Below are 15,672 nucleotides of genomic sequence, written 5' to 3'. Positions count from 1 at the left end.
AGTGCACAGGCACTAGTTTGCTTGAGTCAAATCCCAACCCCTCACGGTCCGCAACTCTACGGGGAACCTCTCAACAGGCTGTTAGAAAACACGCTGAATGCCGCGCTGCCGGGGCGGCGTCGAATTGAGCTAAATTGTAGGCGTAGGCGTCAGAGTGTGCGGCTGATCGCGATCGGCGTCATGTTGCGCGGGCCCGGCGTGGCGCGCTGTCCGCTTGCGGTATAGGTGTTCGGAATGTTGCGGCGCTGCACCTCGGCATTGACGCCGCGCACGATGCCTTCGGAGACGGCGTGCGCCGTTGCAAGCACGGTCAAATTGACCTGCAGCATGGCGCGGAACGTCTCGTGATGACGGCGCAGTGTCGCGAGCAGCTCGGGATCGGTCTGCGACAGCATCTTCTGCATCGATTTCAGATGCTCCACCGCGAGCATGTAGCGCCGCGACAGCTCGGACTTCTGCGGCTCGAGCCGCATGCCCTCGCGGATCTTGCCGGCGCGGACGAACTCGGTCTCCTGCTCGATCACGGCAAGCAGGCCGCCCATCACCTCGGTCAGCTCGTTGGCGAGACGCGCGACGTCCGGCGGCGTCGACGTCGCGGACCGCGCGGCGGAGGCGGATGCTACTGGCCGCGGCTGCTGTGGACGCTGGTTCATCGCGCTGCTCCTTGAAACCCTAGCCCTTGTTCGCCTGCTGCAGGATCAGCGAGCGGAACACTTCGTTGGAAATGCCGACGCCGCCGGCCTTGGCGAAATTCTTCGAGTATTCGTCGGTCAGCATCGACCGCCACGCGCCGGTGCCGACGGTGTCGCCGTACGGGCCATCGCCCTTCAGGCCGGTCGTCATCTGCGAGAACATCGAATTGAGGAACATCGATTCGAAATCGGTCGCGGTCGCCTTCGCCTTGGCGGCCTGCTGCGGCGTCACCTTCTTCAGCGCGTCCTGCAGCACGGGATCGGGGCGGCCGTTGAACATCGGCATCAACGCCTTGTTCGGCATGCTGCCGGTGGTGCTGTTGATCAGGCTCGCCATCACATCACCTCGATGTCGGCTTCGATCGCGCCGGCGGCCTTGATCGCCTGCAGGATGCTGATGAGGTCGCGCGGTCCGATGCCGAGGCCATTGAGGCCGTCGACCAGCTGCTGCAGCGAGACGCCGTCCTTGACCACTGCGAACTTCTTGCCGTCCTCGCTGACGCCGACGCTGGTGCGCGGCGTCACGACTGTCCGGCCGCGCGACAGCGGATTGGGCTGGCTGACCTGCGGACTCTCGGAGATCGAGACGGTGAGATTGCCCTGCGCGACGGCGACGGTGGCGACGCGAACGTCGCGGCCCATCACGATGATGCCGGAGCGCTCGTCGATCACGATCTTGGCCACCAGATCGGGATCGACCTGCAGCTGCTCGATCTCGGTCAGGAAGGCGACGACGTTGCCCTTGAACTCCGTCGGGATCGCAAGCTGCACCGTGGAGGGATCGATCGGCTCGGCGGTCTTGACGCCGAGATAGTCGTTGACCGCGGCGGCGATCCGCTTGGCGGTGGTGAAGTCGGCGTTGCGCAGCGCGAGGCGCACATTGGGCAGGCGGTTGAGTGCGAATTCGATTTCGCGCTCGATGATGGCGCCGTTGGCGATCCGGCCGACGGTCGGCACGCCGCGCACGACGCTGGCGGCGGCACCTTCGGCCGCGAAGCCGGCGACCGCCACCGATCCCTGCGCCACCGCATAGACATTGCCGTCGGCGCCGAGCAGGGGGGTGACGAGCAGGGTGCCGCCCTGCAGGTTCTTGGCATCGCCGAGCGCCGAGACGGTGACGTCCATGCGCGTGCCCTGGGTGCCGAACGCCGGCAGATTGCCGGTCACCATCACGGCGGCGACGTTGCCGGTGCGGATGGTGGCGCCGCGGATGTTGACGCCCATGCGCTCGAGCATCGCCTGCAGCGATTGCTTGGTGAAGGGGATGTTGTTGAGCGTATCGCCGGTGCCGTTGAGGCCGACCACGAGGCCGTAGCCGATCAGCTGGTTCTGACGCACGCCCTCGATATTGGCGAGATCCTTGATCCGCGACGTCGCGGCCGCCGGCATGACGGAGGCCGCCAGCGCCAGCAGCGCGGCGCAGGCCACTCCGAACAGATTTGCGATGCGGATGCCGGGCATCCCGATGCTCCCCTCGAACTGAACTCGCGGATCAAACGACACTCCCATGACGGCGATCCGCCATTAACCATGCGAGCTGCGTGCCACTCCGCTTCGCTTGGGCAATGCGTTGATATATTTATCGAAATTGTCTGGCCGTCATTTTGCTCCGGTTCGCCAGGGAGCGCGAAACTGCCGCGCGGCGGCAGAAATTGCCGGGTCGTTTACGCGCCGTTAACCATAAAACAGCGATGCTCGGCCCATTCAGGCCTGCGGGATCATCACGACGATGCGCATCTACGGACCGAACGGCACCACGCTTGGCACGTCCACCAGCGCCACGCGGCGCACGTCATCGAGCGGCTTCTCGCTGCCGGATGCGACGACCGCGCAGGAGGAGGTCCGCTCCACCGCGGCGCCGAAGGCCGCCGCCAGCCTCGATGCGCTACTCGCATTGCAGGGCGTCGAGGACCCGACCGAGCGCCGCAAGCGCTCGGTGGCCCGCGGCAAGGGCGCGCTCGACGTGCTCGATGCGCTCAAGCTCGGTCTGCTGTCCGGCAATTTCGATTCCTCCACGGTGAACCGGCTGCGTGACGCCGCGGCGAGCCTGAAGGAATCTTCCGGCGATCCCGGTCTCGATGCCGTGCTCGGTGAGATCGAACTGCGCGTCGAGGTCGAGCTCGCCAAGGCCGGGCAATACTAGGCTCCTCCCGATCAACTCACCTGTCCGACGCCGCCGGTGCCTGCAGGTGCCTCAGGCCGCCAGCGCCTTGCGCTGCGCGTCGTAGCGGCGCTGCGCGGCCAGCACGTCCTTCAGATTCCGTTCGGCCCAGTCGCGCAGCGGGTCGACGGCTTCGGCGAGCGTCGATCCGAGCGGCGTGATTGAATACTCCACCGTCACCGGCACCGTTGCGATCGCCCGGCGGCGCAGCAGCCCGTCGCGCTCCAGGCTTTTCAGCACCTGCGACAGCATCTTCTGCGAGATGCCTTCGATGGCGCGTCGGAGTTGGTTGAAGCGCATCGGCTCGCTGCGCAGCAGCAGCAGGATCAGCACCGCCCATTTGTCGCCGACCCGGTCGAGGATCTGGCGCGTCGGGCAATTGGCGGCATAGGCGTCCGGCTTGAGGCTCGTGGCTTTCATCGCGGTTACTCCGGCGTGATCAGGTGAGGCGAGAGTGCCTTCTTCACACCTACATCCTTTTCGCTATCTAGTCACCATTGGAAACCATCAATCGGAGACTTGAGATGAAGATCGCCATCGCCGGCGCGTCCGGCCAGGCCGGCTCGCGCATCACCGCGGAACTCGCCCGCCGCGGCCACGCCGTCACCGCCATCGCCCGCAACCCGGAGAAGATCGCCAGCCTGCCCAATGTCACCGCCCGCAAGGGTGACGCGAACGACCAGGCCGCCTTGGCCGCGCTGTGGGCCGGCCACGATGCCGCGGTCAGTTCGATCCATTTCCTGGCCAGCGACCCCGCCAAGCTGATCGGGGCGGCCAAGGCATCCGGGGTCGGCCGCTATCTCGTGGTCGGCGGCGCCGGCAGCCTTGAGGTGGCGCCGGGCGTCCGCCTGGTGACCACCCCCAACTTTCCGCCCCAATACAAGGCCGAGGCCTCCAAGGGGGCTGAATTCCTCGACCTGCTGCGCCAGGAGAAGGACCTGTACTGGACCTTCTTGTCGCCCTCGGCGCTGTTCGTGGCCGGCGAGCGGACCGGCAAGTTCCGCCTCGGAACCGACCAGCTCCTGACCGCCGCCGACGGCAAAAGCTCGATCTCCTTCGAGGATTTCGCAGTTGCACTCGCCGATGAAATCGAGCGTCCGGCCCATATCCGCCGGCGTTTCACGGTCGGTTATTGAAGGGGCAGGGCTGTCCCCGGGCAGGGCGGATAAGTTTGCCTGTGCAAGGCCTTGGGGGCGGCCCGCCTTTCGCGGTGGCAGATATTGTCTGTCACATGACGTGGCTATATAAGGCGCCGCGCGGAGGAGTTGTGTTCCCTCCGCCTGACAGGGACATGGCTGCCTTTGGAAAAGCTGAAGAACTACCGGCCGACTGAAAAAGAGCCTTTCATGAATGAGCGGCAGCGCGATTATTTCCGCGCCAAGCTGCTGGCCTGGAAGGATGAAATCCTCCGCGAATCGAAGGTCACGTTGCAGACGTTGCAGGAAGAGAACGTCAATCATCCCGACCTCGCGGACCGAGCGTCCTCGGAAACCGACCGCGCGATCGAACTTCGTGCCCGCGACCGTCAGCGCAAGCTGATCTCCAAGATCGACGCGGCGCTCCAGCGCATCGAAGACAACACCTACGGCTATTGCGAAGAGACCGGTGAACCGATCTCGCTGAAGCGGCTCGAAGCCCGCCCGATCGCAACGCTGTCGGTGGAGGCGCAGGAACGCCACGAGAAGCGCGAGAAGGTCTATCGCGACGAATAGTGGCGACGGATCGCCACGGATTGCTGCCGGCGCGTACCGGTTGTACGTTCGCGCCGCCATGATGACACGCACTCTCAGCATCGCTTCGGTGTTTTTGCTGGGCTGATCCCGCTTCCTCCTGGAAGCGCTGAGCGGCCCCACGAGCTTTCGCTCCTGGGATTCCAGTGAAACCGAATGAGCCGGTCAGGTTCCGCGCATCGCGGAGCATCGATGGCTGGCGACAGTTTGAGAGACAATCATGACCCATCGAAACGACGCGCGTGCGCTTGACGGCGCGCAGATCGAGCAATTCATCCAACAGGGCTTTGTCCGGATCGACAGCGCCTTTCCCCGGGAACTCGCCGACCAGGGACGCGCCATCATGTGGCGTGACCTGCCGTGCAGCGAGCACGACCCTGCGACCTGGACGCGCCCGGTGATCCGGCTGCCCGGCTACGGCGGCGCGCCGTTCCGGCAGGCGATCAACACGCCGCTGCTGCACCGGGCGTTCGATCAGATCGCCGGTCCCGGCCGCTGGCGCCCGCGCGACGACATCGGAACCTTTCCGGTGCGCTTCCCGCATCCGGACGATCCCGGCGATGCCGGCTGGCACATCGACGTCAGCTTCCCCGGCGAGGATTGCGACCCCAACGAGCGCAGCGACTTCTCCGCCTGGCGGGCCAATGTCGTCTCGCGCGGCCGGGCGCTGTTGCTGCTGTTCCTGTTCTCCGACGTCGGCGAGGACGACGCGCCGACCCGGATCAGGGTCGGCTCGCATTGGCCGATGGCCCGCTACCTCGCGCCGGCGGGCGAGGCCGGGCGCGCACGCATGGTGCTCGACGATGTCGGCGCCGACTGCGAGGTCGCGCTCGCGACCGGGGAGGCCGGCACGGTCTATCTGTGCCATCCGTTGCTGGTGCATGCCGCGCAGAAGCATCGGGGCACGACACCGCGCTTCATGGCCCAGCCGTCGCTCGCTGCCGGCGAACCGTACCGGCTGGAACGTGCGGACGGCGCGTATTCGCCGGTCGAGATCGCGATCCGGCGCGCACTTGGCATGGGGTGAGGCGCGATGACGCGTGCTCAAGCCTTGCCACGCATTCGCTGCACCTCTCCCGCTTGCGGGGGAGGTCGCATTGCATCGACAGATGCAGTGCGGGTGGGGGCTCTTTCCGCGATGTGATTCGTGGAGATACCCCCACCCTAGGCTCGAGAGCGAGCTTCGCTCGCCTCGGACCCCGCAAGCGGGAGAGGGAATGTAATTCCTATGCCGAAACGGTTTATGGCGAGACGACGTTCAGCTTGCCGCGCTATTGCGGCGCGGGCCGAACGTCTTCGACCATGCCAGCAATTCGCGGAAAGCCGGCGTCAGGCTCCAGGCCGAATCCGTCAGCTCGTATTCGACCTGCAGCGGCTTCTCGGCGAGCACCCTGCGCGCCACCAGGCCGTCGCGCTCGAGCTCGCGCAGCTGCGCAGTCAGCATGCTGGGTGATCGGCGCGAGCGCGCGGCGCAGCGCGCCGAACCGCACACCGCCATTCATCAGCGTGAACAGGATCTCGAGCTTCCATTTCCCCCCGAGCGCATGGATCGCGTGCTTGAATTCGATCAGCACATTGGGGTCGGTGGGGCAGCTCTCGCATTCACCGCCGTCACACATATCGCTGGTATTGTTTTCCATACCGGTCTCGAATTTCATCCTACTTGTCCAAGGTCAGATAGTGACCAGATGCGGCCTGTGCAGGGCGGGCAGTGCAATGTTGGGCCCATCCGCCGAACCATGAAGAGGGCAGGGACATGAGCACGGTTTTGGTCACAGGCGGATCGGGATTCATCGGCGTGCATACGATTCTGCAGCTGCTCGCCGACGGGCACGCGGTGCGAACGACGGTGCGCAATCCGGGTCGCAGCAACGACGTGATCGCGATGCTGCGCGAGGGTGGCGCGCTGGCGCCCGACCAGGTCGGCTTCGTCACCGCCGACCTGCTGCGCGACGATGGCTGGCGCGAGGCGGCCACCGGGTGCGACTACGTGCTGCATGTCGCATCACCGCTCGGCGCCTATGTGCCCGAGGACGAGAATGAGCTGATCGTCCCGGCGCGGGAAGGCACGCTGCGGGTGTTGCGCGCCGCGCGTGACGCAGGCGTCAAGCGCGTGGTCGTGACGTCGTCGTTCGCGGCAATCGGCTACGGCCATCCGCCTCAGGCGGCGCCGTTCAACGAGACCGTGTGGTCCAATCTCGATGGCGAGGGCGTGCAGGCCTATCCGAAATCCAAGACGCTGGCCGAGCGCGCCGCCTGGGATTTCGTGGGGCGCGAAGGCAATGGCCTCGAGCTTGCCGTGGTCAACCCCACCGCGGTGTTCGGCCCGGCGCTCGGTGCCGATTTCTCCGAGTCGATCGGCATCATCAAGGCGCTGCTCGACGGCGCGATGCCGGTGGTGCCGCGGATCCATTTCGGGCTCGTCGACGTGCGCGATGTCGCCGACCTGCATCTGCGCGCCATGATGTCGCCCGAGGCCCGCGGTGAGCGCTTCCTGGCGGTCGCCGGCGAGACCATGTCGATCCTCGGGGTCGCCCGGGTGCTGCGCGCAAAGCTCGGCAGCAAGGCGCGGCGCGTGCCGCGGTTCCAGGCGCCGGACTGGATGATGCGGCTCGCCGCACGGCGCAACCCGATGGCCCGTGCCGCGCTGCCGCTGCTCGGCAAGGTGCGCCGCGCGACCAGCGCCAAGGCGCAGCACCTGCTCGGCTGGCGCCCGCGCGGCAATGAGGAGATGATCGTCGCGACCGCCGAGAGCCTGATCCGGCTCGGCCTCGTCAAGGCCTGACGGCGGCTCCCGTGCAGCGTGCTTGCCAGACGCGTCGGCGAGTGCTGAATTGCAGCGAGCAGACGGAGGCGCCACCGCGCCGCCGAGAACACCAGGGAGGCTGCGCAGATGGATCGGGTCCTCGCGGCCGCAAAGGCGATTGCCAGCGCGCGCCGCAGCCGGGCGCCGCTCAAGGCGCTTCCGAAGGACGTGGTGCCGCGCGACGAGGCCGAAGGCTATCAGGTGCAGTACGCGCTGCACGCTCTGATGCAGCCACACGTCGGCAGCCTCGTCGGCTACAAGATCGGCTGCACCAGCGCGGTGATGCAGGAATATATCAACATCCCGCACCCCTGCGTCGGTGGCGTGTTCGAGAAGGTCGTGCATGACAGTGGCGTGCGGCTGCCGGCGGCCGAGTTCGTCCATGTCGGCGTCGAGTGCGAGATCGCGGTGCGGCTCGCCCGCAATCTCGCTCCCAGCGAGGCGCCGTTTACCGCCGAATGGGTCGCGGAAGCGATCGATGCCTACTATCCCGCGATCGAGATCGTCGACGACCGCTACGTCAAATGGGAGACATTGGGCGCGCCGACGCTGATTGCCGACGACTTCTTCGCCGCCGGTTGTGTGCTCGGGGAGGAGGTGCCGCGCATCACCGTGCCCGATCTGCGCGCGGTCGCGGGACGCGCGATCGTCAACAACGGCAAGGAAGAAGGCCGCGGCACCGGCGCCGACGTGCTCGGGCATCCCCACAACGCGCTCGCCTGGCTCGCCAATCATCTCGCCACTGAGGGCCGTGGCCTGCATGCCGGCCAGATCGTGCTGACCGGCAGCCTGGTCAAGACGGTGTGGCTGAACGCGGGCGACACGGTCGTGATGGAGCTCGACGGTCTCGGCAACGTGGAAGCGGCGTTTACGTGAGGTGACGTTGTGCGAGCCTGCCTCCACATAAGGACGTCGTCCCTGCGAAAGCAGGGACCCATAACCACAAATGCTGATTGTTGCGCGGCGCGGGAGCGACGAGCGCGGTTCGCGACAGCCGCTGCGGGGTATGGGTCCCTGCTTTCGCAGGGACGACACCGAGTGTGCAGCGCGACCTTGCGACCTTGACCTGACTTTACTGAATTCACCTGACTTTCAAGTCGTCGGCCGCTTGGCGTCCGTGACGAGCTCGACCTTGCCGTCGGTCAGCCGATAGACCGCGCCGACCACCCTGAGCTTGCCCTGATCGACCGCGGCGCTAAGGATCGGCGTCGCCGATTTCAGCTTCGCGACGTTGTCGATGACGTTCTGCCTGATGGCGTTGGCGAGCCGGTCGCCTCCCTTGCCCTCGGTCGCCTTCACCGCCGGTGCGATCGCATTGACCAGCGAGGGCAGATGGCCGGGCAGGGTGGTGTTGTCCTTCAGCGACTTGATGGCGGCGTCGACCGCCCCACAACTGTCGTGGCCGAGCACCATGAATAGCGGCACGTTCAGCACGGCCGATGCATATTCAAGGCTCGCGATGGTCTCGTCGCTGGCGAAATTGCCGGCGATGCGGCAGACGAACAGATCGCCGCGGCCGGTGTCGAAGGCGTATTCCGGTGCGATGCGGGAGTCCGCGCAACTCAGGATGCCGGCGAACGGATTCTGTCCGCCGGCCAGCGCCTCGCGCTCGTGCTTGAAATCATGCCGCCGCGAGACGCCTTCGACATAGCGGAGATTGCCCTTCACCAGCCGCTCCAGCGCCGCGTCCGGCGCCAGCACATTCTGCGGCTTCGGCGGCGATTTGGTTTCCTTGGCGGAAACCGGCGGTGCAAGGGCGAGACTGGCTGCGGTGCAGGCCGCGGCAGCGAGGAAGCGGCGCCGGGAGGTCTGGGTGGGAGCTGTGATTTCGCAAAGCTGGCACATCAAAAATCTCCGTAAAATTATCCGGGAATAGCAATCGCGTCCGTGCAAAGGTTGTAGATCATGCGCAGTGCTACCGCAACGACACGGTTTCATGCTCGGTCCCTGCTCCCATGTGCAATTGCGCACTAGGTAGGGATGACGGTGAGGACGAGTCGCAATTCAAGATGTCAAACAGCGCGGTGTGATGACCCGCTAAAGCGAAAGCGGGTGATCCAGTATTGCAGAGACGGCTGTGCTTGATCCGAGAGGCCGCGGCGTACTGGATCGCCCGGTCCCGTCTTCGCCAAGGCTTCGACGAGGCCACGCATCCTTGGCGCGCCGAAGCTTCAGCGGAGGCGGCGAGCCGGGTGATAACAGAGCGGATTCCACACACACGATCGTCGTCCTGGCGAATGCCAGGACCCACCACCGCACCTGATGATGAACGGGATCGTGGCCCCAGCATCGCGCAACAACTCTCATTTGGGGTAATGGGTCCTGGCTTTCGCCAGGACGACATTGAATGTGTTGCGCGCGTTGTGAGTCAAACTTCCGCGTTCTCGCGACATGATTTGCCCGAGCTTTGCTCTTCGTTCCGCCCGGATTTGCCCGACGGGCCGATCGCCGCCACCGGATAACCTGCGGGTTATGAAAGGCGCGGGCGGTCTTGTTGTGCCATCGAGCCGGAAAGCCTCAGGTGGCGCGGCCGCTGTAGAGCCGCCGAAGTTTGCGGTTGACTTATCCATAGCTGGATGGTTATACGTTAATCCATAACCAATGGGTTATTGATCGCAAATGCCAGACGCTCACGACATCCTGTTTCGAACCCTCGCAGACCCGACCCGCCGGGCCATCTTCGAGCGCCTGTGCCGCGAGGGCGAGCAGACCGTCGGCGCGCTGACGGCCCGCGCCAGGATCTCGCAGCCGGCGGTGTCGAAGCATCTCGGCGTGCTGAAGCAGGCCGGGCTGGTGCGCGACCGCCATGAAGGCAGGCAGACCCATTACAGCGCGCAACTCGGCGCGCTGGCGCCGCTGATCGACTGGACCAGCCAGATGGCGGGCTTCTGGCAGAACCGGTTCGACCACCTCGAAGATCTCCTCAAAAGGATGGACCAATGAACAAGACCACCGCTGAAACGCGTTCCGCGATCGTCGAGCGTGAATTTCCTCATCCGCCGGAAAAGCTCTGGCGCGCGCTGACCCAACCGCATCTGATGGAGGAGTGGCTGATGAAGAACGACTTCAAGCCCGAGGTCGGGCACAGCTTCAACCTGCGCGGCGAGTGGGGCGGCGTGCTGGACTGCAAGGTGCTCGCTGTGGAGCCGCACAGGACGCTGTCCTACACCTGGAATTTCGTGCATGCGGATGCCGCCTACAATCTCGAGAGCGTTGTGGTCTTCACGCTGACGCCGACGGCGACCGGCACCCATCTGCGCGTCGAGCAGTCCGGCTTCCAGCCGCATCAGAAGCAGGCCTATGGCGGCGCTCATGCCGGATGGAAGCAGTTCCTCGAGAATCTCGATCAGCTGATGGCGCGGCAAGGTTGACGGCCTCTCTCTCTCGTCATTGCGAGCTAACGGGTCGGCGCATAGCGCCGCCCGATGACAGGCTCCGCGAAGCAATCCATCGTGCCGCATACACGGATAGATGGATTGCTTCGTCGCTTCAGCGCAAAATTGCTCTGCAATTTTGTCGGGAGCTCCTCGCAATGACGCTGGATCATTCACTCACCAACAGGAGGTCACATTGAACTGGAACAACTGGATCCGGCAATCGCACCGCTGGCTCTCGATCGCCTTCACGGTCGCCGTCATCATCAACATCGTCGCCATGGTCCTGCAGCAGCAGGCGGTCTGGATCGGCTTGCTAGCGCTGTTCCCGCTGATCTTCATGCTGCTCAGCGGCCTTTATCTGTTCGCGTTGCCATATCTGTCGCCGCGGCGTCAGCATGGGGGATCGACGTCCGCGTCCCAAGTGTGATTGCATGACGTGACGACTTGGGGCGGATGAGGCGCGAGAGACAGCAATGACGGCATCGGAACGTATCGACCAGATGATCGAGGACCTCACCGACTGGCGCGGCAAGACGCTCGCCAGCCTGCGCAAGAGCATCCTCGCCGCCGATCCTGAGATCATCGAGGAGTGGAAGTGGATGGGCAGCCCGGTGTGGTCGCGCGACGGCATCATTGCGGTCGGCAACGCCCACAAGGGCAAGGTCAAGCTGACCTTCATGTATGGCGCGCAGCTGCCCGACCCCGACAAGCTGTTCAACACCGGCTTCGAGGGCAATGCGCGGCGCGCGATCGATCTGTTCGAGGGCGACAAGATCAACGCCCCTGCGCTGAAGACGCTCATTCGTGCTGCGATCGAACTCAACCAGGCCAAATCCAGGAAATCTGCGAAGAAGCCGGCAAAGAAGGCCGCGGGTACCCGCGCGACCGCAAAGAAGAAGGCGTGAGCTGCGCCGCCATGGTGCTCGCGATCCATCCGCGATGATCAAGACCAGGCTCGCCACATTGTCCGATGCGGACGCCATCTCCGCGCTGTTGACGGCCAACAACGGGGAGCACGGTGGCATGCTGCTCGGGCAATGGCCGCGCGACGTGATCGAGACGCGCATTGCAAGCGGGCAATCGATCGTCGTCGCGACCGACGATGAGGGCAGACTGCTCGGCGCGCTCCTGACGTCGGAGAAGGGATATGGCGAGGCGCCGCCGGTGCAGGCCATGCTGAAGGCCTGGCCGGGGCGGGCAGATGCGTATGTTTATGGTCCGGTGTGCGTCTCGCGGGACGCGCGCGGCCTTGGCGTGCTGGATGCGTTGTACGCGAAGCTTCAGGCGACGTTCCCCGGCCGCGAGGCAATCCTGTTCATCAGGGAAGACAACCCGCGTTCGCTCAAGGCGCATCTGCGGCTCGGCATGCGCGAGGTCGCGCGATACGACTTCGGCGGCAAGGTCTTCATTGTCCTGAGCGACAGGCCCGACGCGTGAATGCGGCCGTCGCGCTCCCGCGCAGGCAAGCTAGGCCGAGATGTCGACCGCCTGGCCGGCCTTGCCGGCGTTCTTCTGGAACGCCTGCTCGATCAGCTCCTTGATCTTCTGCTCGACCGCGGCGCGCTGATCCGGCGTCATGTTCTTGAGATCTTCTTCCGACATGCCCATGCTTTTGAGGATGTTCGCGCGCATCCGGTCCATCGGGCTGATCTGCGCATATTTGAGAAACTTCTGCTCGACGGTGTCGCCGAGCGAGCTGCCGCCGGTGGCGTCGGCGGTCAGCGGTTTCTTCAATGTGCCAGTCGTCATGCTGGCGGTGACCGATCCAAGGGCCGAGATCGACGTCATCTGCGCGCGCAGTCCCCATTGCAATGCTGCAATCGTGGAGCAAATGGCGTGCCATCCGTTGCAGCCGTGATTTCAACGGGATCGCGACGCCGCCACGCGCGCACGACGCGCAGCCGGCAGCTTCTGCCGGGCGAAGTTTGCCGGTTGCGGCCTTCAGGCTATGGTATGCACGATCACTGGACCCGCAACCGCGGTGGCCTGGCCGACCAGCAATGGGCCGAGATTGTCATCGATCCAGGCCAGCGCGCGGCGGTTGGCCTCTTCGGCGCCGGCATGGTTGTTGAAGACGCTGATCGCGGTGACGGTATCGTCGCCGGCATAGACCACGTAATAGGCCATGAAGCCTTCAACGTCGCTGATGATCGGGATTGCGCCTTCCTTGATCCGGCGCGCGAGTTCCTCGGCGCTACCGGTCTTCGCCTTGGCGTGACGGATGGCGGCATACATGCGTTCCTCCTTCCGGCTGCATCGATCGGGCTGCGCTTCGCGCATGCGCGATCGTACGCCGGACCGGGTGGCGACGCCATCGGGATTGCGGACGGATTAGCTGAAACGCCTGCTCACGACCGTCGTGCGCCGGCCGGGGAGCTTCGGCAGCCTCGCCACATCCGCGCGCGTAGTCGTGGTCCTTGGGCCGGGGGCGGGCTCCGGCTCCTGTTGCTGCAGAAACAGCGTGGCTTCGAACAGCACGCCGGGGGCCTGCTTGGCCGTGCCCGAGCACACCGCCCGGTTGCCGTTGAACGAGCCGGTCAGCTGCGCCTCGACCTCGTCACATCCGAACACGGTGGTGAACGGGCCGTCGGCATAGCGATGCGTCGTCAGCGTCGCCGTGAAGCGGTCCTGATCGAGCTGGTAGGTGCCGCCATAAATGAACATGGCGTCACCGCCCGAGATCCTGCCATTTGCAAGCTGGACTATTCCGGTGCCTTCGCCCCGCGGCGTCCGGAACCACGCCGCATATCGTCCGTCTCTTTGCATGACCGTCATACAAACAGAAAACCCTGCGTTGTCGTCTCCCTACGTTGCAAGCGCCGGGACTTCTACTGTGCGCTGCTGCGAGGGTTAACGAACCGACAAGGCGATGGCGCGACTTTCGTGAAGCGGTATCGGACTGCGCGCGGCGACCGCGCCGGCGCACGCCACCGGTCACAAAAAGCCACGGCCCTCGCCAGGGGAGCTAGCGAGGGCCGTGTTGGTACACCGCGCCGCGCCTAGGTTCGCGACGAGATGTGGGAGCTCGTAAAAGTCCTACTCAGGCATGATCCGTTTCCGAAAACCGGTTTCCACTCTTCGGGATCATGCCGTCAGAAGGGCAGCAGCACGTCGAGAACCTGCTGGCCGTAGCGCGGCTGTTGCACGTCGGTGATCTGGCCGCGGCCGCCATAGGCGATGCGGGCCTGCGCGATCTTCGAGGAATCGATGGTGTTGTCGCTCTGGATGTCCTCCGGGCGCACGATGCCGGCCACGATCAGCTCGCGGATTTCGAAGTTGACGCGAATCTCCTGCTTGCCTTCGACCACGAGGTTGCCGTTCGGCAGCACCTGGGTGACGACCGCGGCGACGTTGGTCTGCAACGCTTCCTGGCGGTTCACCGAGCCCTTGCCGTCGCTGGAGGCCGTGGAGTCGGCGGTCAGGATGCGGCCGGGCAGGATCTTGTTCGGCTGCGTGATGGTCTGCGAGCCCAGGAAGTTGGTGACGCCCGAATCCTCGGAGTTGGTACGGCTGCGCTGGGTCTCGTTGGCGATCGCGGCCTTGTCAGTGAAGTTCACCGTGATGGTCAGGATGTCGCCGACGCGCGCGGCGCGCTGGTCCTTGAAGAAGGCGCGGGAGCCGCTGCGCCACAGCGAGTTCGGACTGTAGGAGGCGACCTCGGGCTTCGGCATCGGCATCTGCACCGGCTTGTAGCCGGGCTGGGTGGTCGGATTGTCGATCGACGACAGCTTCGGCTGCTCGCCGATCTGCGAGAGACGGTCGATCGACGAGCAACCGCTGGCGATCGTTCCGAGCGCGAGCAGCGCACCGGTCAGGACGAGGCGGTTGATGCGGTACTGGGACATGAACTTTACTCGGCGTTTGGTGCGACTGAACTCAGCTTGACGGAAGCGGAATTGGATTCGGTGGCGTCGGCGGTCGGCGCCGGGCGCGGGGTCGCGACCGAGATCGAGACCTCGCCGCGGCCGGTGACGACGCCGGAAACGGCGCGCTTGGACTGCAGATTCATCACGCTGACGGTGTCGCCCTCGGCGCCGCCATCCATCGCCTTGCCGCGGATCGTCAGGTAGAGGCCGGCAGTGCGATAGATCAGCGTGACATTCTGGTCGCGGGTGACGAGATCGGGCTTCGCGAGGTCGGCGACGCGCAGCGCCTGGCCGGGGCGGAGCTGGCGGCGGACCTGCATGCCGACGGCGCTGTCGCGCACCGCCGCGTCGTTGCCGATTTCGGCTTTCGGACGGCGTTCGACGATCACGTCGGAGGCCTTCAACACGTCGCCGCGCTCGACATTGCGCGTCAGCACGGCGGCCTCGATAGTTTCGATCGCGGTTCCGGTGAAGCGCAGCTTCGACGGCGCGGCGCCGGCGTCGTTGCCGATCTCGAAGGTCAGGTCGAAACGCGTCGAGCGCGGGTCGTAGCGCACGGCGATCGGCTGCATCGCGCCGGTATTGGTGGCCTCGAGGCGGATGTCGCCGGGATCGCGGTCGAAGGTCAGCGCGATGTTGCCGGCCCTGCCGAGCCCGTGGCGGCCCTCCAGCGCGCGCGACACCTGCTGCTCGATCTCCTTGCTGTCGATGGTGCGTGCCAGCCGGGTGACGGTGATCTCCTTCAGCTCGCGGGTATCGACGCCGATCACCTGGTGCGAGCGCAACACGTTCAGCACCTGCGCGACCGGCAGCGTGCCTGTCGTGCCGAGGTCCGGAGCGCGGTAGACCGCGACGCTGCCGGCGCTGCCGGCGTTGTCGATGAGGTCGCCGACCCGCACGATGTCGTCGGCGACCGTGATGCTGGCGCGCAGCGTCGGCACCGCGATGGTCTCGCGGCGGCTTTGCGCGGCGGACGGTGCCACGGTGACGGCGAGGAGCGCGGCTGCGATCAGGAGTGAGCGGGCGATCATCGACATCAT

21 protein-coding genes and 1 pseudogene are annotated in these 15,672 nt (G+C 65.4%); 11 read left to right on the top strand and 11 right to left on the bottom strand.

Annotated features, from left to right (window positions below):
* Positions 1–149 precede the first annotated feature (149 nt).
* The 3 genes from ACVW1B_RS20700 to ACVW1B_RS20690 are packed head-to-tail and all read right to left on the bottom strand — an operon-like array spanning position 150 to position 2,153.
* Complete coding sequence (locus ACVW1B_RS20700) at positions 150–653, bottom strand: hypothetical protein (RefSeq protein WP_456822101.1); 504 nt, start codon at positions 651–653, stop codon at positions 150–152.
* A gap of 19 nt (positions 654–672) precedes the next feature.
* Entirely contained in the window at positions 673–1,029 is a 357-nt protein-coding gene (gene flgJ, locus ACVW1B_RS20695; protein ID WP_168854999.1) for a flagellar assembly peptidoglycan hydrolase FlgJ, read from the bottom strand.
* Positions 1,029–2,153, bottom strand: a complete 1,125-nt coding sequence (locus ACVW1B_RS20690; protein ID WP_038385504.1) for a flagellar basal body P-ring protein FlgI — start codon at positions 2,151–2,153, stop codon at positions 1,029–1,031. Before ACVW1B_RS20690 ends, flgJ begins: the two co-directional genes overlap by 1 nt.
* A gap of 268 nt (positions 2,154–2,421) precedes the next feature.
* Here ACVW1B_RS20690 and ACVW1B_RS20685 point away from each other — a divergent pair, with 268 nt between their 5' ends.
* A complete protein-coding gene (locus ACVW1B_RS20685; RefSeq protein WP_057016669.1) occupies positions 2,422–2,835 on the top strand; it encodes a flagellar assembly protein FliX in 414 nt (137 codons plus the stop codon).
* Positions 2,836–2,886: 51 nt separating this feature from the next.
* Here ACVW1B_RS20685 and ACVW1B_RS20680 read toward each other — a convergent pair whose 3' ends face one another.
* Positions 2,887–3,273 carry a winged helix-turn-helix transcriptional regulator gene (locus ACVW1B_RS20680; protein WP_028337693.1) on the bottom strand — a complete coding sequence of 129 codons (387 nt, stop codon included), beginning with the start codon at positions 3,271–3,273 and terminating at the stop codon, positions 2,887–2,889.
* 104 nt (positions 3,274–3,377) lie between these two features.
* On the opposite strand from ACVW1B_RS20680, the gene ACVW1B_RS20675 reads away from it, so the two are divergent.
* The 3 genes from ACVW1B_RS20675 (at position 3,378) to ACVW1B_RS20665 (ending at position 5,610) form a co-directional block, all read left to right on the top strand.
* Positions 3,378–3,989, top strand: a complete 612-nt coding sequence (locus ACVW1B_RS20675; protein ID WP_456822100.1) for an NAD(P)-dependent oxidoreductase — start codon at positions 3,378–3,380, stop codon at positions 3,987–3,989.
* 210 nt (positions 3,990–4,199) lie between these two features.
* Complete coding sequence (dksA, locus tag ACVW1B_RS20670; protein WP_170991616.1) at positions 4,200–4,565, top strand: RNA polymerase-binding protein DksA; 366 nt, start codon at positions 4,200–4,202, stop codon at positions 4,563–4,565.
* Positions 4,566–4,803: 238 nt separating this feature from the next.
* Positions 4,804–5,610 (top strand): phytanoyl-CoA dioxygenase, encoded by an 807-nt coding sequence (locus ACVW1B_RS20665; RefSeq protein ID WP_456822099.1) that lies wholly within the window; start codon positions 4,804–4,806, stop codon positions 5,608–5,610.
* Between the two features lie 231 nt (positions 5,611–5,841).
* On the opposite strand, the pseudogene ACVW1B_RS20660 reads toward ACVW1B_RS20665, so the two are convergent.
* Positions 5,842–6,223, bottom strand: a pseudogene (locus tag ACVW1B_RS20660) (winged helix-turn-helix transcriptional regulator).
* Between the two features lie 116 nt (positions 6,224–6,339).
* On the opposite strand from ACVW1B_RS20660, the gene ACVW1B_RS20655 reads away from it, so the two are divergent.
* Together ACVW1B_RS20655 and ACVW1B_RS20650 are read left to right on the top strand one after the other, a co-directional pair.
* The gene (locus tag ACVW1B_RS20655; RefSeq protein ID WP_456780224.1) at positions 6,340–7,368 is read left to right on the top strand and encodes an SDR family oxidoreductase; all 1,029 of its coding nucleotides are present in this window, start codon (positions 6,340–6,342) and stop codon (positions 7,366–7,368) included.
* Between the two features lie 108 nt (positions 7,369–7,476).
* Positions 7,477–8,265 (top strand): 2-keto-4-pentenoate hydratase, encoded by a 789-nt coding sequence (locus tag ACVW1B_RS20650; RefSeq protein ID WP_456822098.1) that lies wholly within the window; start codon positions 7,477–7,479, stop codon positions 8,263–8,265.
* A 216-nt stretch (positions 8,266–8,481) separates the two neighbouring features.
* On the opposite strand, the gene ACVW1B_RS20645 is transcribed toward ACVW1B_RS20650, so the two are convergent.
* Complete coding sequence (locus ACVW1B_RS20645; RefSeq protein WP_253607866.1) at positions 8,482–9,234, bottom strand: carbonic anhydrase; 753 nt, start codon at positions 9,232–9,234, stop codon at positions 8,482–8,484.
* A 774-nt stretch (positions 9,235–10,008) separates the two neighbouring features.
* Between ACVW1B_RS20645 and ACVW1B_RS20640 the strand changes: the two genes are divergently transcribed.
* From ACVW1B_RS20640 to ACVW1B_RS20620, 5 genes are all read left to right on the top strand, one after another.
* Positions 10,009–10,332 (top strand): ArsR/SmtB family transcription factor, encoded by a 324-nt coding sequence (locus tag ACVW1B_RS20640; protein ID WP_016846748.1) that lies wholly within the window; start codon positions 10,009–10,011, stop codon positions 10,330–10,332.
* A complete protein-coding gene (locus ACVW1B_RS20635) occupies positions 10,329–10,760 on the top strand; it encodes an SRPBCC family protein (RefSeq protein ID WP_057018633.1) in 432 nt (143 codons plus the stop codon). The genes ACVW1B_RS20640 and ACVW1B_RS20635 overlap by 4 nt, the downstream gene beginning before the upstream one ends.
* 199 nt (positions 10,761–10,959) lie before the next feature.
* A complete protein-coding gene (locus tag ACVW1B_RS20630; protein WP_076825666.1) occupies positions 10,960–11,193 on the top strand; it encodes a hypothetical protein in 234 nt (77 codons plus the stop codon).
* 46 nt (positions 11,194–11,239) lie between these two features.
* On the top strand, positions 11,240–11,671 hold the full coding sequence (locus tag ACVW1B_RS20625) for a DUF1801 domain-containing protein (RefSeq protein WP_253607867.1): 432 nt from the start codon (positions 11,240–11,242) through the stop codon (positions 11,669–11,671).
* Positions 11,672–11,705: 34 nt separating this feature from the next.
* Positions 11,706–12,203, top strand: a complete 498-nt coding sequence (locus tag ACVW1B_RS20620) for a GNAT family N-acetyltransferase (RefSeq protein WP_076825662.1) — start codon at positions 11,706–11,708, stop codon at positions 12,201–12,203.
* Positions 12,204–12,233: 30 nt separating this feature from the next.
* Here the strand turns inward: ACVW1B_RS20620 and ACVW1B_RS20615 are convergent, their stop codons facing one another.
* The 5 genes from ACVW1B_RS20615 to flgA all read right to left on the bottom strand — a co-directional run bounded on the left by ACVW1B_RS20615 (position 12,234) and on the right by flgA (position 15,672).
* Complete coding sequence (locus tag ACVW1B_RS20615; protein ID WP_253607868.1) at positions 12,234–12,554, bottom strand: hypothetical protein; 321 nt, start codon at positions 12,552–12,554, stop codon at positions 12,234–12,236.
* A 153-nt stretch (positions 12,555–12,707) separates the two neighbouring features.
* On the bottom strand, positions 12,708–13,001 hold the full coding sequence (locus ACVW1B_RS20610) for a hypothetical protein (RefSeq protein WP_026193017.1): 294 nt from the start codon (positions 12,999–13,001) through the stop codon (positions 12,708–12,710).
* A 96-nt stretch (positions 13,002–13,097) separates the two neighbouring features.
* Complete coding sequence (locus tag ACVW1B_RS20605; protein WP_371852101.1) at positions 13,098–13,430, bottom strand: hypothetical protein; 333 nt, start codon at positions 13,428–13,430, stop codon at positions 13,098–13,100.
* Between the two features lie 428 nt (positions 13,431–13,858).
* A complete protein-coding gene (flgH, locus tag ACVW1B_RS20600) occupies positions 13,859–14,611 on the bottom strand; it encodes a flagellar basal body L-ring protein FlgH (RefSeq protein ID WP_028337175.1) in 753 nt (250 codons plus the stop codon).
* Positions 14,612–14,616: 5 nt separating this feature from the next.
* Positions 14,617–15,672 carry a flagellar basal body P-ring formation chaperone FlgA gene (flgA, locus tag ACVW1B_RS20595; protein ID WP_253589861.1) on the bottom strand — a complete coding sequence of 352 codons (1,056 nt, stop codon included), beginning with the start codon at positions 15,670–15,672 and terminating at the stop codon, positions 14,617–14,619.

This window comes from Bradyrhizobium sp. USDA 4502, assembly GCF_054063355.1.
This window is presented reverse-complemented; position numbering and strand designations above follow the sequence as displayed.

Bases quoted from the DNA above. Each gene is read 5' to 3' on its own strand.
- ACVW1B_RS20620 (WP_076825662.1), top strand. From the start codon at position 11,706: ATGATCAAGACCAGGCTCGCCACATTGTCCGATGCGGACGCCATCTCC.
- ACVW1B_RS20605 (WP_371852101.1), bottom strand. From the start codon at position 13,430: ATGTTCATTTATGGCGGCACCTACCAGCTCGATCAGGACCGCTTCACG.
- ACVW1B_RS20685 (WP_057016669.1), top strand. From the start codon at position 2,422: ATGCGCATCTACGGACCGAACGGCACCACGCTTGGCACGTCCACCAGC.
- dksA (WP_170991616.1), top strand. From the start codon at position 4,200: ATGAATGAGCGGCAGCGCGATTATTTCCGCGCCAAGCTGCTGGCCTGG.
- ACVW1B_RS20655 (WP_456780224.1), top strand. From the start codon at position 6,340: ATGAGCACGGTTTTGGTCACAGGCGGATCGGGATTCATCGGCGTGCAT.
- flgJ (WP_168854999.1), bottom strand. From the start codon at position 1,029: ATGGCGAGCCTGATCAACAGCACCACCGGCAGCATGCCGAACAAGGCG.
- flgH (WP_028337175.1), bottom strand. From the start codon at position 14,611: ATGTCCCAGTACCGCATCAACCGCCTCGTCCTGACCGGTGCGCTGCTC.
- ACVW1B_RS20675 (WP_456822100.1), top strand. From the start codon at position 3,378: ATGAAGATCGCCATCGCCGGCGCGTCCGGCCAGGCCGGCTCGCGCATC.
- ACVW1B_RS20680 (WP_028337693.1), bottom strand. From the start codon at position 3,273: ATGAAAGCCACGAGCCTCAAGCCGGACGCCTATGCCGCCAATTGCCCG.
- ACVW1B_RS20635 (WP_057018633.1), top strand. From the start codon at position 10,329: ATGAACAAGACCACCGCTGAAACGCGTTCCGCGATCGTCGAGCGTGAA.
- flgA (WP_253589861.1), bottom strand. From the start codon at position 15,672: ATGATGTCGATGATCGCCCGCTCACTCCTGATCGCAGCCGCGCTCCTC.
- ACVW1B_RS20690 (WP_038385504.1), bottom strand. From the start codon at position 2,153: ATGCCCGGCATCCGCATCGCAAATCTGTTCGGAGTGGCCTGCGCCGCG.
- ACVW1B_RS20700 (WP_456822101.1), bottom strand. From the start codon at position 653: ATGAACCAGCGTCCACAGCAGCCGCGGCCAGTAGCATCCGCCTCCGCC.
- ACVW1B_RS20625 (WP_253607867.1), top strand. From the start codon at position 11,240: ATGACGGCATCGGAACGTATCGACCAGATGATCGAGGACCTCACCGAC.
- ACVW1B_RS20610 (WP_026193017.1), bottom strand. From the start codon at position 13,001: ATGTATGCCGCCATCCGTCACGCCAAGGCGAAGACCGGTAGCGCCGAG.
- ACVW1B_RS20650 (WP_456822098.1), top strand. From the start codon at position 7,477: ATGGATCGGGTCCTCGCGGCCGCAAAGGCGATTGCCAGCGCGCGCCGC.
- ACVW1B_RS20645 (WP_253607866.1), bottom strand. From the start codon at position 9,234: ATGTGCCAGCTTTGCGAAATCACAGCTCCCACCCAGACCTCCCGGCGC.
- ACVW1B_RS20640 (WP_016846748.1), top strand. From the start codon at position 10,009: ATGCCAGACGCTCACGACATCCTGTTTCGAACCCTCGCAGACCCGACC.
- ACVW1B_RS20615 (WP_253607868.1), bottom strand. From the start codon at position 12,554: ATGACGTCGATCTCGGCCCTTGGATCGGTCACCGCCAGCATGACGACT.
- ACVW1B_RS20665 (WP_456822099.1), top strand. From the start codon at position 4,804: ATGACCCATCGAAACGACGCGCGTGCGCTTGACGGCGCGCAGATCGAG.